Source organism: Catenuloplanes niger (genome assembly GCF_031458255.1).
In the GTDB taxonomy this organism is placed as follows: Bacteria; Actinomycetota; Actinomycetes; order Mycobacteriales; family Micromonosporaceae; genus Catenuloplanes; species Catenuloplanes niger.
Genome location: NZ_JAVDYC010000001.1, coordinates 1333135 through 1348333 on the forward strand (window position 1 = coordinate 1333135; position 15199 = coordinate 1348333).

General features: G+C 72.3%; 12 protein-coding genes and 1 pseudogene. 6 read left to right on the forward strand and 7 right to left on the reverse strand.

The window, feature by feature from the left end; translation table 11 throughout:
* Positions 1-34 precede the first annotated feature (34 nt).
* The gene (locus tag J2S44_RS05800; protein ID WP_310409623.1) at positions 35-769 is read right to left on the reverse strand and encodes a hypothetical protein; all 735 of its coding nucleotides are present in this window, start codon (positions 767-769) and stop codon (positions 35-37) included.
* Positions 770-901: 132 nt separating this feature from the next.
* On the opposite strand from J2S44_RS05800, the gene J2S44_RS05805 reads away from it, so the two are divergent.
* Positions 902-1564, forward strand: a complete 663-nt coding sequence (locus J2S44_RS05805) for a type 1 periplasmic-binding domain-containing protein (protein ID WP_310409624.1) — start codon at positions 902-904, stop codon at positions 1562-1564.
* 49 nt (positions 1565-1613) lie between these two features.
* Here J2S44_RS05805 and J2S44_RS05810 read toward each other — a convergent pair whose 3' ends face one another.
* On the reverse strand, positions 1614-3176 hold the full coding sequence (locus J2S44_RS05810) for a PP2C family protein-serine/threonine phosphatase (RefSeq protein ID WP_310409626.1): 1563 nt from the start codon (positions 3174-3176) through the stop codon (positions 1614-1616).
* A gap of 99 nt (positions 3177-3275) precedes the next feature.
* Here J2S44_RS05810 and J2S44_RS05815 point away from each other — a divergent pair, with 99 nt between their 5' ends.
* Entirely contained in the window at positions 3276-4022 is a 747-nt protein-coding gene (locus tag J2S44_RS05815) for an AfsR/SARP family transcriptional regulator (protein WP_310409628.1), read from the forward strand.
* On the opposite strand, the gene J2S44_RS05820 is transcribed toward J2S44_RS05815, so the two are convergent.
* The gene (locus tag J2S44_RS05820; RefSeq protein WP_310409630.1) at positions 3992-7522 is read right to left on the reverse strand and encodes a glycoside hydrolase family 9 protein; all 3531 of its coding nucleotides are present in this window, start codon (positions 7520-7522) and stop codon (positions 3992-3994) included. The two genes, J2S44_RS05815 and J2S44_RS05820, sit on opposite strands and share 31 nt — an antisense overlap.
* Before the next feature lie 83 nt (positions 7523-7605).
* Positions 7606-9198: a sulfatase family protein gene (locus tag J2S44_RS05825; protein WP_310409632.1), complete on the reverse strand. Its 1593-nt coding sequence runs from the start codon at positions 9196-9198 to the stop codon at positions 7606-7608.
* Positions 9199-9407: 209 nt separating this feature from the next.
* Here J2S44_RS05825 and J2S44_RS05830 point away from each other — a divergent pair, with 209 nt between their 5' ends.
* From J2S44_RS05830 to J2S44_RS05845, 4 genes are all read left to right on the forward strand, one after another.
* On the forward strand, positions 9408-11687 hold the full coding sequence (locus tag J2S44_RS05830; RefSeq protein WP_310409634.1) for a rhamnogalacturonan lyase: 2280 nt from the start codon (positions 9408-9410) through the stop codon (positions 11685-11687).
* A gap of 61 nt (positions 11688-11748) precedes the next feature.
* Entirely contained in the window at positions 11749-12354 is a 606-nt protein-coding gene (locus J2S44_RS05835; protein ID WP_310409635.1) for a TetR/AcrR family transcriptional regulator, read from the forward strand.
* 59 nt (positions 12355-12413) lie between these two features.
* Positions 12414-13571: an acyl-CoA dehydrogenase family protein gene (locus J2S44_RS05840; RefSeq protein ID WP_310409637.1), complete on the forward strand. Its 1158-nt coding sequence runs from the start codon at positions 12414-12416 to the stop codon at positions 13569-13571.
* On the forward strand, positions 13572-14036 hold the full coding sequence (locus J2S44_RS05845) for a flavin reductase family protein (protein WP_310409639.1): 465 nt from the start codon (positions 13572-13574) through the stop codon (positions 14034-14036).
* Positions 14037-14080: 44 nt separating this feature from the next.
* Here the strand turns inward: J2S44_RS05845 and J2S44_RS05850 are convergent, their stop codons facing one another.
* The 3 genes and pseudogenes from J2S44_RS05850 to J2S44_RS05855 all read right to left on the reverse strand — a co-directional run bounded on the left by J2S44_RS05850 (position 14081) and on the right by J2S44_RS05855 (position 15042).
* Positions 14081-14287 carry a hypothetical protein gene (locus tag J2S44_RS05850; protein ID WP_310409642.1) on the reverse strand — a complete coding sequence of 69 codons (207 nt, stop codon included), beginning with the start codon at positions 14285-14287 and terminating at the stop codon, positions 14081-14083.
* A 40-nt stretch (positions 14288-14327) separates the two neighbouring features.
* Positions 14328-14735: pseudogene (locus tag J2S44_RS42850) on the reverse strand (HipA domain-containing protein); the annotation flags it as partial.
* Positions 14736-14796: 61 nt separating this feature from the next.
* Positions 14797-15042 (reverse strand): helix-turn-helix domain-containing protein, encoded by a 246-nt coding sequence (locus tag J2S44_RS05855; protein ID WP_310409643.1) that lies wholly within the window; start codon positions 15040-15042, stop codon positions 14797-14799.
* Positions 15043-15199: the final 157 nt, after the last annotated feature.

The window sequence follows — 15199 nt, forward strand, 5'->3', positions numbered from 1 at the left end:
GCGTTGATCAACTTGGCGGTACGTGATGAACCGTTCATGAACCGGGCCGGGCGGAGCGGTGGCGTACCCAGGAAGAGCTGTGCCCCTGTGACGCGCGTGACCTGGCCCGGCGGCGGAAAAGCAGCACCGGCACCGCGACCACGGCCACGGTCGGTGCGGCGGCGTACACCCAAGGGTTACGCCACCACCGCGTCCCGGTGGAGAACTCGGGCTCGGCCGCGGTCAGCGCGACGCTGCCGCTGCGTCCGTCCAGTGTGTACGTGACCCGCGTCGTGGTGTCCCGCACGTACTCCTCGGAGTCCGGGAACAGCCCGCTGCGGATCGCGTGCCCACCGCCGGCCGGGCAGTCCCAGACCAACGGCAGCATCGCGTACGGCACGCCCTCCCGCTCGCCGATCGTGATCGCACCGGCGCCCTCCGCGGCACACGCGCGCCCACCGGCCGTGACCGTGAACCGCTCCGACACGTACCCGACGATCGTGTCCCGGTGGTGGTTGACGGCCACGGCCTGGGCTTCGGTGTCACCGGCCTGGAACGCGGCGTCCCCCTCGCGGAACAGCGGGTCGTTCCCCATGAAGTCGGCCGCGGACACGAACAGCAGGTCGTACTCCAGGTGCAGGTCCGTGCGGATCCGGTCCGCGCCGTGGGCCCGGTCCGCGGTCACGTCGACGTAGACGGTGGAGGTGAACCCGTGCGCCCGCGCCGGTGCGGCGACGAGAACGGCGAGCGCCACCGCGGTGAGGCCGAGAGCGGCTGCGCGATTGAACATGAGAGAGCACGCTGCACCCCGCGGATTAACAAGATCCAGATCGCGGGAGAACGGTTGGCGACAAGCCTTTCGGAGCACGCGCCCGCCGGAGTAGTAAGGACCCGCACCTGCCCGCCTGCCCGAGGAAAACCCGTGCGACTCCGGTCATTGGCCCTGCTCACCGCCGTGCTCGTCACCGCCTCCGGCTGCGGCACCGGCGACGACTGGGCAGCGGGACCGCACCCGTCACCGGCACCGGTCGGCTCGCTCGGCCCCGGCTTCACCGACCCGTCCGCGCCGCCCACCCCGGCCGGCACGGTCACGCCGGCCCCCGGCTCCTGGTCCGGCGTACGCCCGTCCGCGGACTACCGCGTCGTGCTGCTCACCGCCGGCACGGACGCGCCGTCCGCCGCCGTCATCGACGCCGTCGAGGCATGGGCCGACGCGGAGGACGTCGACCTGCGCACCGTCGACGCGACCGCCCACCACGTGGACGGCATCGTCGAGGCGATCGAGATGCGCCCCGACCTGATCGTCAGCGCCGGCAACGACCTCGTCGACGCCCTCGCCGTGGTCACCGCCAGCCACCTCGACCGGCAGTTCCTCGTCGTCGGCGCCGAACTGCCCGAACCCACCGGCAACGTCACCTCGGTGGGCTGGACCGGCGCCTCCTTCCGCGGCACCGGCAACGGCTCCGCCACCATGTTCGACCCGGCCTCGTTCACCCCCGACCGCTGCGCCGCCGCGATCCGCGCCGGCGTCGCCGCCGTGCTGCACGATGTGACCGGCGTCGTCATCTGGATGGACAGGTTCTGAGGTCCGCTCACCCCGTCCGCCCTCGGTGGGCGAGCCGCGGCGAGGCGGGTCAGCGAACCACCGTCAGCGCTATGTCGTCCTCCGCGTGTTCCGTGTAGCGATCCAGCAACAGGTCGCAGAGCTGTTCCGCGTCGAGGTCCTGCCGGCCGGTGAGCGTCTCCATCAGGTCGCGCATCGACTCGTCGAACGTGACTCCGCGGCGCTCGATCAGCCCGTCGGTGTACAGCACGACCGCCGCGCCCGGTGCCAGCGTGATCTCGTGGTCGGTGCGGGCCGGCGGATCCGTCACGCCGAGCAGGATCTCGGGTGGCCGGCGCAGCAGTTCCACGGTGCCGTCCGGGTGCAGCAGCACCGGTGGTGGGTGGCCGGCGTTCGACCAGCGGAACGTGCGCCGGCCCGGCTCGTCGCGGAACTGGCCGAGCACGACCGTGACGAAGCGGTCGACGCCGAGGCCGATCATCGCGTCGTTGAGCGCGCCGAGCAGCTGGGACGGCGGCCGTTCGACGGTGTAGGCGATGCCGCGCAGCATGTTGCGGATCTGGGCCATCGCGGCCGCGGCGGCCCGGTCGTGCCCGGTCACGTCGCCGATGACGACGGTGTGCAGGCCGTCCACCAGCTGGAACGCGTCGTACCAGTCGCCGCCGATGTGCGCCTGTGCGATCGACGTGCGGTAACGGACCGCGACCCGCAGGTTGTCCGGTTGTGCCGCGTGGGTGAGCAGGCTGTCCTGCAGCGCCTCGGACATCGCCCGTTCCATCGACGCGAGCAGCCGTTCGGCCTGCCGGACCTGGAGCCGGTCCAGTACGTGCGAGAGCGCGCCGCCGATCAGCCGCAGGAAGCCGAGGTACTGCTCGTCGACCGGCAGGTGCGGGCTGAGCGTCGCGGTGAGCTGTCCGGCGCCGTCGCCGAGCCGGACCCGGGCGACGGTGCCGTCCACGGTCACCTGGGTCGACGACGGGGCCGGGGAGGCGGTCGCCCGCCAGGTGTCCGGGGCCCATGACTCGGGTGCGGTCACGGAGAACGTGACGTCGGCCAGGTCGGCGGGGGCGGACCGCAGCACCGGCAGTGCCCGGTCGAGCAGCGCGGCCCGGTCCTCCACGTCGGCGAGCCGTTCGGAGAGCCGGTGGAGCAGCGCCAGCCGGCGGTTGCCGATCACCCGGTCGGTCGTCTCGGACGCGATGTCGATCACGCCTTCGACCGCGCCGTCCGGGCTCGCGACCGCGGAGTAGGAGAACGTGAAGAACGTCTCCTCGAGGAAGCCGCGCCGGTCCAGCAGCAACCGCAGGTCGTCGGCCCAGGTGGCGCGCTCGCCGGCGGCCCTGTCCAGCATCGGGCCGATCGTGTCCCAGATCTCCGGGAAGACGTCACGGGCCGGGCGGCCGAGCGCGGCCGGGTGCTTGTCCGCGATCATCTGCACGTACGCCTCGTTGTAGACCAGCACGTACTCCGGGCCCCACAACAGCGTGACCGCGAACCGGGTGCGCAGCGCCATCCGTACCGTCGCGATCAGCGTCGGGCTCCATGACGAGACCGGCCCGAGCGGAGTCGCCGCCCAGTCCACCGCGGCATACGCCTCGCGCAGCGACCCGGCCGACTCGAAAACATCTTCCACCAGGAGAAAATAGCCCTGTTACCGCCGACCGGGTGTCGGTGCGGGCCGGACATCGACGGAATACCATGCCGGATACGTCCGTCGATCGGGGGCCTGGGGATGACCGACGCGCTGGAGTTCGGTGTGCTGGGGCCGCTGCGGATGTGGCCGCCGGGCGCCGATGCCACGCTGACCGCGCCGCGGCTGCGCGGCCTGTTGACGCTGCTGCTGGTGGAGCCGGAGCCGGTGCCGGTCGGGCAGGCCGCGGCCGCGTGCGGCGGGCGGGGCACGGCCGGGCCGGTGCACGTGGCGATCCACCGGCTGCGGCGCTGGCTGCGCGAGCACGGCGGGCCGCGGCTGGAGCTGACGCCGGCCGGCTACCGGCTGGACGTACCGGCGGAGGCGGTGGATGCGGGCCGGTTCCGGCGGCTGGTCGCGGACGGGCGGGCCCGGCGGGACACCGGCACGCTGATCGAGGCGCTGGAACTGTGGCGTGGCCCGGTCGCGGCCGACGCGCCGCACACCCTGCGGCAGCGGTACGCGGTGCGCACGCTGGACCGGGTGCGCCGCGAGGTGACCACGGAGGTCGCGACCGCGTGCCTGGCCGACGGCACCGCGCACCGGTCGCTGCCGCTGGTCGAGCGGATGGCCGAGTCCGCACCGCTGGACGAGCTGGCCCAGTCGCTGCGCGCGCTCACGCTCGCCGCCTGCGGCCTGCAGGCGGAGGCACTGGACGTGATCACCCGGACCACCCGGCTGCTCGCCGAGGAGCTGGGCGTGGACGCGGGACAGCACCTGGCGGAGGCCCGTCTCCGGGTCCTCCGCCAGGACTATGCTCAGTTGCCGTTGATCAACCACATGGCGTAGTCGGGGCTGAACGTACCGGCGGGCAGCCCTTCGATCCGGCCGCAGTCCGCGCCGTCGGAGTCACCCGGGACCTTCAGCCAGAGCAGCATCTCCGCGCCGGAGGCGTTCAGCCGCGAGGTCGGGCCGAGCTTGACGCCGGTCGGGTTGCACCAGTCGCCCTTGTGCCCGTTGCCGTTGCGGCTGGTGTCGATCACGAACGGCTTGGGCGAGGCCAGGGCCGCGTTGATGTCGTTCGCGTAGGTGGTGGAGTTCGCGGTGGGCCAGAAGTTCGACGTGTTCACCGCGAAGCCGTGCGCGTTCGTGATCCCGGCCCGGCCCAGCCGCTCCGCCATCGTCGCCGCCGCGACCCAGCCGGCGTTACCCGCGTCGACATACGTCCAGACCTGCCCGCCGAACGCGTTCACCGCGTGCGTGACCAGCCCGAACCGCTCGGTGATCTGCGCCTCGGAGAGGCAGTCGAGCTGGGTCACCGCGTCCGGTTCGATGACCACGACGGCCGGTCGTCCCGCGACGCCCGCGGCGAAGTCGGTCATCCACTGCCGGTACGCGGCCGCGTTCGCCGCGCCACCGGCGGACTGGCCTTCGCAGTCGCGCTTCGGGATGTTGTAGGCGACCAGGATCGGCACCTTCCCCGCGGCGGTCGCGCCGTCGAGGTAGGCGTCGGTGGCCGCCTCGATGTCACCGCTCCAGTCGCCGAACCAGCGCGCACCCGGGTGCTCGGCCAGATTCTCGCGGATCGTCGCGGCGCGCGCGTCGTCCGGGTTCTCCGCCACCCAGGCCAGCGGGTTCGAGTCCGGGTCGGTGTAGAAGCCGTTCGCGGCCGCGATCTGCCCCGGGGTCTGCCCGGCCGGCGGCGTGATGTCCCGGACCCAGTCACCGGCGAGCGGCCGGTCGCCGTTCGCCCCGAAGGTGAACTCGGCGTAGTCGGCGTTGCCGGACGCGTTGGTGTTCTTCAGGAACCAGCTGTTCGGTGCCCGGAACACGCCCACGGTGTCCGTCCCGTCGCCGTTCCAGTCGCCGACCACCGGCTTGTCACCGGCGCTGCCGTAGACGAACGGGGTCTCCGACACCGTGTTCGCCAGCTCGTCGCGCAGCGCGAACCGGCGCTCGGACGCCCGGTGCCAGCCGAGGCCGTCCGTGCCGTCTCCGTCCCAGTCACCGCTCAGGATGGTGTCGCCGACCGCACCGATCTTGACGCTCTTCTCGGACGCGCCCGGCGAGTTCGTGTTCCGGATCCGGACGGTCTGGTCACCGGGCCGCCAGGTGGCGAACGTGTCCTTGCCGTCACCGTCCCAGTCGCCGGCCAGCGGCACGTCGGAACTGGTCGCGAGCGTGGACACGTAGGAGACGTCGGGGTTGCCGGTGCCGCTGAACGCGTTCCGCAGGATCACGGTCCGGGTCGACGGCACCCAGAAGCCGATGCCGTCCACGCCGTCGCCGTCCCAGTCGCCGACGAACGCGATCGAGCCGGGCTGGACCTGGACCTGGGCGTTCGCGGTGCCGGTCGACAGGCTGTTCCGGGCGTACACGATGTTCGCCGACGACCGGTGGACGGCGATCGTGTCCCGCTTGCGCGGTCCCGGCTCGGGCTCCGGGTCCGGGCCGGTGCCGCCGCCGCCCTTGCCGAGCAGTGCGAACGCCAGCAGGCCGGTGGCCGTGAAGTCGATCGCGGGCTCGTTGCTCATCCACGCCTCGGTGTCGTCCAGGTACCGGGCACCGTTGCCGGAGAACGCCGCGTACCGGTCCACGCCGTCCGCCGGGCAGGAGTCGCTGGTCTCCAGGCCGTCGAACACCCGCTCACCGTTCGGGCCGTTGACCGCGGCCCCGGTCAGGATGGCGCCGGTGCCGTCCGGGCTTCCGTTCAGGTCCGCGACCTGGTGGTGCGGGCACACCGGGAACGTGTCACCGACGCCGATGATCAGCGACAGGCCCCAGGGGTTGCCGCCGAGCGCCCAGTTCGCCTGCGACTGCACGAAGTTCGCGTACGTGTTCGTGCCGCTGACCTGGTCGTACCGGTGCGCCTGGGCGATCAGCCCCATCGTGTACGAGGTCGAGTCGTAGTTCGTGTACTCCGCACCGGCACCGAACCGGTCCGTCTGCGCCCGGGTGACGGCCGCGTCCAGCCGGGCCCGCTGGTGGCTGAGCAGCGCCTCCGGGGTGACCGCCAGGCCGGTGGCGCCGGCCGCCTCGATCTCCTCGGCCAGGTCGGGCAGCGCGATGCCGCCCACGTCGTAGAGGTTCAGCGTGCTGCCGCCGTCGGCCATGTAGTTCGCCGCGTGCTGCGCGGCCAGGCTGAGCCAGGTGCCGGCGCGGGGGTCGCCGAGCGCGCGGGCCGCCCGGGCGAGCTCCGTCGCGCCGTACGCCATGTCGTCGCGCCAGACCGTCTCCGGGTAGAACGACCACGGGTACGACGTGACCAGCGGCGACGGCGGGTTGACGTACTGCGCCTTGGCGTAGATCGCGGCCGCCTTCGCCAGGTCCTCCGCCGCCCGGGCCGGGTCGTCGGCCGCGTGCAGCTGCGCGGAGAGGGCGAACGCGGCGGAGACCCGCCCGGCCAGGTTCGGGCTGATCTGCCCGCCGGGCGCGTTGGCGCGCAGCACCGGCCGGTAGCGCAGGTAGTAGAAACCCTTCCCGGCCGGGTCCTGGATGTCGTGGTCGCTCTCGGGCAGCCGCCACTTCTCGTGGTCGCCCTTGAAGTCGCCGTTGCCACCGCCGAGACCGACCTGGACGTAGAGCACCTCGCTGCCCTCGTCCCACATCTTGTCCAGCCAGTCCATCGCGTGGTCGATCTCGGCCGCGCGGGCCGGGTCGGCGCTGCCGGACCGCTCGGCGATCTGCAGCGCGCCGACCGCGTACGCGGTGGTGTGGGTGAACTTCAGGTAGTCGCCGGCGTCGAACCAGCCGCCGGAGACGTCCACCTTCGCCGCGTTGCGGATCGGTGTGAGGGTGCCCTGGATCGTGTCGCTGCCGTCCTGGAACACCGGCACGTTGTAGACGGTCGCGGACACGTCCTCCGGGTGCGCGGCCTGCCGGCCCAGTGCGCCGGGGACGACGTTCGCGCCGTCGCGTTGCACCTGGAAGAACTGGCTCATCGCGCGCGAGACCGGTGCGTAGAGGTCCGCCCGGGCGGCGATCTCGAACGTCGGCGACGTACCCACGCCGGTGATCTGGATCGTGTAGCTGCCCGGCGCGGTCACGGCCGAGAAGTCGATCGGCCAGACCGCGGTGTACCCGCTGTTCCAGGAGCCGCGGCTGTTGCCGGTGGTGCCGGACAGCACGGTCGCGCCCGCCGCGTCGACGACCCGGAACGCGGGCCTCGCCTGCGCGGTCGTCCCCATCAGGTAGGCGATCTTCTCCTGCCCGGCCTGGTAGCCGACCTGGTTGAGCCGGATGTACGAGGTCACGGCCGCGGCCGCGGGCGACGGTGTGACGGTCAGGCCCCCGGCCGCCAGCAGCAGGGCTGCGGCGAGGGCGGTGGCGGTTCGTACCGGTGGTCTCATGGGTGTCCCCGTTGCTCGGAGGGCGTGGAAACGCTCACCTGAAGCTAGGAAGGGGGGACTTACCGACGGCTTACCGATGTCTTTCAGGCACGCACCATCGCGGCCTTGTCGCAGGCCACGCGGCCCCGGCAGGCCACCAGCGCGGTCAGCGCCGCGTCCATCGCGGCCCGGCGGGCCGGGCTGAGCGCCGCCGCGGTGTTGCGCAACTGGTGCGGGTCGGTGCGGCGGTCGTAGAACTCGCGTGCGCCGTTCGCATATCTCACGAACGTCCACTCCGGAGTCCGGAGTGCCACATAGGACTCCGGAATCACCTTCTGCCGGTCCGGATCGTCCGGACGTGACTCCGGACGGCGGTGCTCGACCAACGCGGCGGTTCGCCAACCGGAGCTCACGATACCGGAGTTCTCCGGAATTCCGGAGTCCCGCGGCATCCCGGAATACACCGGAATTCCGGAGGGGGTCAGTAGGAGCGGACCACGGCCGCCGACCGCGCCCGGCGGGGCCGGTGGTGAGGGCTCGCGTCCGGCGTCGCCCGCGGTGATCAGCGGCAGCAGGCTGCGGCCGTCCACGTCCGGCGGCGTGACCGCGCCGCCCAGCGCGTCGAACGTGGGCCGCAGATCGATGTTCGCCGCCGTCTCCGCGACGGTCGCGCCCCGCCGCAGACCGGGACCGGACATGATCAGCGGCACCCGGACGTCCGTCTCGAACGCGGTCTGCTTGCCCACGGTGAGCCGGTACTGCCCGAGGTGGAACCCGTTGTCGGAGCTGAACACGAGCACGGTGTCGTCCGCGACGCCGGTCTCCACCAGCGCGGCCCGCAGTCCGCCGATCATCCGGTCGATCGACAGCACCGACTGCGCCCGCTTGCGGTAGGCGTCGTCGATCCGGGCGATCTGGGCCGGCGTGAGCGGCGGCCGCGCGGCCAGCCACGGCGGTGGGTTCGCCGGCAGCCGGTCGAACGCCGGCCCGCGCGGCGCGGTCAGCCCGGGGAACGCGTGCGCGTCCTGCGGCGCCGGCGTGAACGGCGCGTGCGGCGAGAACGTGGAGATCTCCACCAGGAACGGCTGCTTGCGCTGCGCGGACGTGCGCACGAACGCCTCCGCCTTCGCGCCGAGCACCGCGGTGAGGTACTGCCCGCCGTACCCGCGGATCCGCCCGTTCTCGTTGAGCGTGTACCCGACCTGCGCGTACGCGTTGCCCGCGACCGCCCACTCGTCCCACCCCGGCGGCACGTGCCCGGACGCCGGGTCGTACCCGTTGAGGTACTTGCCGAACATCGCGGTGCGGTAGCCGGCCGCGCGCAGTCCGGTCGCGAACGTGTTCTCCTCGTTGCCGCGCCGCCGGAACACCGCGAACCCGCCGTCCGGCCCCGCGTTCGTGAACACCCCGGTGTTGTGCGGGAACTTGCCGGTCAGGATCGACGCGCGGGACGGGCAGCAGAGCGAGTCGGTGACCACGTAGTCGGTGAACGACACCCCCTCGGCCGCCAGCTTCCGCACCTGCGGCATGAACCGCAGCAGATCCACGGTCAGGTCGTCGGTCAGCACGAACACGATGTTCGGCCGCCCCACGGCCGCCCCCGGCGCCACCGGCTCCACCCGGGCCCCGGGCCCACACGTCACCGCCAGGCACAACGTCATCAACGCCGCCCCGGCGCCCCGCAGCACAGACCTCACCGATCACTCCCTCCGACAAAGCCGACAATAGGCCCGGAAAGGGCGCGCGGGGCGGAGGTCGATCGGGGCGTCCGATAGCGATCCTTCTGTGCCGTTTATCGACGGGAAACGAAACCGAAACCTTGACAAGGGTGCAGGCCATTCATAGCCTTCACGCCATTAAATCGTTTCATCAACCGCCCGGTAGCCCGCTTCGACGAGGAGACCTGATGAGACCGCGCTATAGAACCCTCGCCTCCGCCTGCGCGATCGCCGTCGTGCTGGCCGGGCTTCCGGCGTCGGTGGCGACGGCCGGCGGGCCGGCCCGCGGCCCGCGACTCGAACAGCTCGACCGCGGTCTGGTGGCCGCGTCCACGGCGGACGGTGTCTTCCTCAGCTGGCGGCTGCGCGCCGACGAGGCGACCGGTCACTCGGCCACCGGGCTGACCGGCGTGAATTTCCACGTCTACCGGGACGGGCGGCGGATCGCCACGGTCACGGACAGCACGAACTTCCTGGACACGGCCGGCACCGCCACGTCGGCGTACCGGATCGCGGCGGTGTCGAAGGGGCGGGAGCGGGACCGCAGCGCGAGCGTGAAGGCCTGGTCGGCGGGCAGTTACGACCTGCCGCTGCGCAAGCCGGCGGACGGGGTGACGCCGAAGGGTGAGGCGTACACGTACTCGGCGAACGACATGAGCGTCGGGGACGTCGACGGCGACGGGCAGTACGAGTACGTGGTCAAGTGGGACCCGTCGAACTCCAAGGACGTCTCCCAGGTCGGCTACACCGGGAACGTCTACATCGACACGTACGAGCTGGACGGCACGCTGCTGCACCGCATCGACCTGGGCGTCAACGTCCGGGCCGGCGCGCACTACACGCAGTTCCTGGTCTACGACCTCGACGGCGACGGCCGGTCGGAGATGATGTTCAAGACCGCGCCGGGCACGAAGACCACGCGGTACGCCCGGGACGGGCGCGTGCTGTCGGAGCGGTACGTCACGCTCCCCCGCGACGACGTCCGGGCCGGTTACCGCAACACCGACGACTACCGGCTCAGCGCGGCGGACTACTACGAGCACCTGGTGGACATGTTCGCCGGCTGGCACGCGCACCCGGAGGTGGTCGCCGGGCGCTGGCCGGCCACGCTGGAGGCGGCGTTCGGCATCGCGCCGCGGTACCCGTACCCGCTGAGCCGCACGGACGCCGCCGCGCTGGCCGACCACTTCGTCGACGTGTACGCCCCGGCCCGCAGCACCCGCAACGTCCTGCGCGCGTTCGAGGGGTTCATCCTGGGCGGGCCCGAGTACCTGACCGTGTTCGAGGGCGCGACCGGCCGCGAACTGCAGACGATCCACTACCGGCCGGGCCGGCACGACGACGGCCTGATGTGGGGCGACTACGCGATGGCGCGGATCGAGCCGGGCAACCGGGTCGACCGGTTCCTGTCCGGCGTCGCCTACCTGGACGGCAGACACCCGTCCGCGGTCTTCGCCCGCGGCTACTACACGCGCAGCACTCTCGTCGCGTACCGCTGGGACGGCCGGAGACTCACCGAGGACTGGTTCGTCGACAGCGGCTGGACGCCGATGACGAACCCGTTCAACGACTCACCGCACGGCCGGGACGGCACCGACTCGGAGTTCGGCACGCTCACCACGCAGGGCTTCCACTCGCTGTCCGCGGCGGACGTGGACGGCGACGGCAAACAGGAGATCGTGTACGGCTCGGCGACCATCGACCACGACGGTGATCTGCTCTACTCCTCGTTCGGCACGATGCCGCCCGGCAGCGCCGCACCGGGTCAGAACGCGCGGCTCGGGCACGGCGACGCCATGCACGTCACCGACATCGACCCGGCCCGCCCCGGCCTGGAGATCTTCACGGTGCACGAGGGCGCCACGTCCGCGCCGTACGGCATGGCGATGCGCGACGCCCGTACCGGCGAGGTGCTCTTCGGGGTCTACTCCGGCCGGGACACCGGCCGCGGCATGGTCGGCGACGTGCTGCCCGCCTCGCCCGGCCTGGAGGCGTGGGCCAGCCTGCCCGGCGGCACCGACTCGCTCGGCCTCTACACCGCGCAGGGCCGGGTCACACCGGGCGCGATCCCGGGCACGAACCAGAGCATCCGCTGGGCCGGCGACCTGACCACCCAACTGCTCAACGGCTCCGGTGACGCGACGCCCACCGTCGACGACTGGACGCGCGGCACGCTGCTGACCGCGACCGGCACCCGGGCCAACAACGGCACGAAGGGCAACGCCGCGCTGATCGCCGACATCTTCGGTGACTGGCGGGAGGAACTGTTGGTCCGGACCGCGGACAGCTCCGCGATCCGGATCCACCTGAGCACGGAGCTGACCGGGCACAAGATGTACACGCTGATGCACGACCCGCAGTACCGGGTCGAGGTGGCGCGCCAGCAGACCACCTACAACCAGCCGTCGTACCCGGGCTTCTACCTGGCCTCGGACACGGACTGGTCGCGCGTACCGCTACGGGGTTAGACCTTCGACGATCGTCCGGCCGCTCGCTCGCAACCGGGGCGGCCGGACGTATCGTTGCCGGGTGCGAGCGGACGGCGCCCGGAACCGGCGACACATCATCGACACGGCCCGCGCGTTGATCGCGGCCAACGGCACCGGCGTGACGCTGCGCGCGGTCGCCCGGCGGGCCGGGGTCGGCACGGCCACCGTCACCCGGCACTTCCCGACCCGGGAGGCGCTGATCGACGCGGCCTCCGCCCGCCAGTTCGAGATCTGCACCGAGGTGATCGACGAGTCGCTCGCCGACCCCGACCCCTGGCACGGCCTGACCGCGATGGTGGACCGGGTGTTCGACCCGCGGGCCCGGCGCCACGACATGCCGGTGGCGGAGATGCTCGACGCACCGGCCGGGCAACGGGCGATCACCGGCGTCTGCGAGCTGACCCGGCGGGCGCAGGAGGCCGGCCGGCTGCGCGCCGACTTCGAACCCCACGATCTGCTGCTGCTGATGCGGGCCGGGGAGAGCCTGGCCGAGACCTCACCGCAGGCGGCGCGCCGGCTGGCCGCGTACCTGCTGCAGTCGTTCGCCGCGCGCACCGCGCCGCTGCCGCCGGGCGGGCAACCGATACATCCGCTCACCGGCGTTGCTCACTTCCCGCCGGAGCAGGGGCAGACGGCCGTGGCGTGATTAGCGTTCCCCTCGGTTCCGGTTCCACCGAATCCGGCTCACCGAATCGAGGAGAACAGATGAACACCGACCGTACGGACCTGGTGGCCCGCGCCCGCGCGCTGCGCCCCGAGATGTCGGCGAACGGCTTCCGCGCCGACGCCGAGGGTACGGACGTCGCGGACAACATGCGGCTGCTCGGCGAGGCCGGGCTGGACCGGCTCAACGTGCCGGTCGAGTTCGGCGGCCTCTGGGACGGTGCCTGGGGCGGGCTGCCGGAGACGATCGAGGCCATCGTGGAGGTGTCCGCGGCGGACGGCTCGACCGGGCAGTGCTGGAGCGCCAACGCGCTGGTCGCCCGCCAGATCTTCATCTCCGACATACCGCGTGAGGTCCGGCGGCAGGTCGCGGACGAGCTGATCACGGACGGGCGGCGCCTGGTGTCGTCCGCGTCGGAGGCCGGTGGGACGGGGCCGGTGACCGGGCGACGGGTGCCCGGCGGCATCGTCGTCGACGGCACGAAGACGTTCAACACCAACAGCGGAGGCGGCGGGCGGGACCTGCTGCACGTCCGGTTCCTGCTGGACGGCGCACCGCACCAGGCGCTCGTCCGGCTGGACGACCCCGGGCTGACCGCGGCGCACGACTGGGACAACATGGGCCAGCGCGGCACGGACAGCCAGACCATCGTGTACGAGAACGTGTTCGTGCCGGACGGCTGGCACTTCCCGCCCGCCGCGATCGACCCGTACCTGCTCAGCGCCGTCATGCTGACCCACGCGGCGCTGCTGCAGGGGCTCGGCGAGGGCGCGCTCGAGGCCACGACCGGCTACCTGCGCACCGTCAACCGGGCCAGCATGCCGAAGTTCGCCGGTACCCGGGAGGACCCGCTGATCCACCGCCGCCTCGGCGAGATGTCCAGCGACCTGGCCGCCGCGCGGGCGCTGCTGCTGGCCGTGGCCGCGGAGATCGCGGCCGGCACCACGGACCCGGCCGAGACCGGCGTGCGTGGCTTCCGGGCGAAGGTGGCGAGCACGGCCGCGGGCCTGCGGGTGACCGCGGACATCCACGAGCTCACCGGCGGGCGCGGCACCTCGAACCGGTACCGGTTCGACCGGTACTGGCGCAACGCCCGCGCGTTCGCCTCGCACGACTCACTCGACGCGAAGATGGCGTTCGTCGGCGCGTACGAGGTGACCGGCGCGCTGCCGGACATCACCGAGTACCTGGCGGTCTAGGTGGACGCCGGTGTGCTGCGGGCCGCCTTCGCCCGCTTCCCGAGCGGCGTCACGGCGCTGTGCGCGCTGGTCGACGGCGCACCCGAGGGCATGGCGGTCAGCTCCTTCATCTCCGTGTCCCTCGACCCGCCGCTGCTCGCCGTGTCCCTGCGCCGCTCGTCGCGCACCTGGGCGGCGCTCCGGCGGGCCGGCGGCATCGGGGTGAGCGTGCTCGCCGCCGGGCACGGCCCGCTGACCCGCCGGCTCTCCGGCGCCACGGACCGTTTCACCGGCGTCGACTGGACCGCCACACCGTCCGGCGCGGTCCGGATCGGCGGGGCGGCGGCCTGGTTCGACTGCGCGCTGCGCGAGGAACTACCGGCCGGCGACCACGTCATCGCCCTGCTCACCATCCACGACGTCGCCCACCCGCCGGCCGAGCCACCCCTGGTCTTCCACGGCAGCACGTTCCGCCGGCTCGTCTGACCACCGCCCACCCCGGCGGCCCTCCGGGACCGCCGGGGCCGTGGTCATCCCAGCAGTCCCGCCACCCGTTCCGTGACCATGCGCATCGCGGGAACGGTGCCGTCGCCGTCGCGCAGCACGTCCCGCAACCGCTCCAGCAGCTCGTGCACGCGCTCGGCGGCAGCGGGCTCCGGCAGGCCCCACGAGACGTCCTCCCGGACCAGGGCGGCGCGGTCGACCTCGGGCAGCCGGGTGACACCGCCGATGCTCATTGATCTGCCGGAGGGCCGGGCCGCCGTGCGCCTCGTACTTGTCCCGGCCGTGCGCATTGTCGGGGTCGATACCGAGTGCCTGGCAGGCGTCCTCCTGGTGCAGCCGCGTCGCGGGCTCGCCGGGCGCGGTGCCGGCCCGGTCGAACCGCTCCACCACGATGCACTCGGCGTCACCGACCCGAATCAACTCGCTGCGGGACGCGGGCAGCCCCACGGCACGGGCGAGGCTGAGGCAGTTGTGCTCGGCGCGGACCAGGCCCGTGTGGAACCGGTCGTCGACCTTGAGGATGTGCGTGGACGGGTAGCCGTGCACTGGGCGGGCCCATTCGCCGCCGGGCGTCCGTACCAGCAATATCTTGTCCTGGATGCCGGCGAGCGACAGCTCGGAGTCGTCATACAGACCCAGCGCGTGCTCCGCTACGTCGTCGGGCGCATACTGGCACGTCACGCGGCCGGCCTTCGGTGCTCGCAGCGTTGCGACACGCCGGCCGCTCAGCCAGACGCCAAGCTCACGGACGCGAGTCAGGGTCCTCCTCCGGGAGCAGCACGATCACTTCGGCACCGAGGCGGCGCAGGATCCGGAGAATCCGGTCGAGCAGCAGGGTGGTGGCCCCGGCTTCGATCCGTGCCAGGTAGGTGCGCTCGACGGTCGCGAGTTCTGCCGTGGCGACCTGCGTCAGGCCGCGAATAGCGCGTGCCTCCGCGATAGCCACGCCGAAGTCTGCGCCCGAGCGGACCAATGCTCGCCGCGCCATCCCACCACCTCCTACTGTGCGATTTCCCCACACCGAGATCTTTCAGGGGGTTGTGGGGATTTCCGCACAACGATAGTAGAGGCACCATTGTGCGGAAATCAGCACAGGACGCCGAAAGGCGTCCTCCGACGGAGGACGCCTTTCGGGTCGAGGGGTG

Excerpts from the sequence above, each read along its gene's own strand:
- J2S44_RS05840 (WP_310409637.1), top strand. The coding sequence starts at position 12,414 with ATGAACACCGACCGTACGGACCTGGTGGCCCGCGCCCGCGCGCTGCGC.
- J2S44_RS05815 (WP_310409628.1), top strand. The coding sequence starts at position 3,276 with ATGACCGACGCGCTGGAGTTCGGTGTGCTGGGGCCGCTGCGGATGTGG.
- J2S44_RS05820 (WP_310409630.1), bottom strand. The coding sequence starts at position 7,522 with ATGAGACCACCGGTACGAACCGCCACCGCCCTCGCCGCAGCCCTGCTG.
- J2S44_RS05850 (WP_310409642.1), bottom strand. The coding sequence starts at position 14,287 with ATGAGCATCGGCGGTGTCACCCGGCTGCCCGAGGTCGACCGCGCCGCC.
- J2S44_RS05830 (WP_310409634.1), top strand. The coding sequence starts at position 9,408 with ATGAGACCGCGCTATAGAACCCTCGCCTCCGCCTGCGCGATCGCCGTC.
- J2S44_RS05855 (WP_310409643.1), bottom strand. The coding sequence starts at position 15,042 with ATGGCGCGGCGAGCATTGGTCCGCTCGGGCGCAGACTTCGGCGTGGCT.
- J2S44_RS05800 (WP_310409623.1), bottom strand. The coding sequence starts at position 769 with ATGTTCAATCGCGCAGCCGCTCTCGGCCTCACCGCGGTGGCGCTCGCC.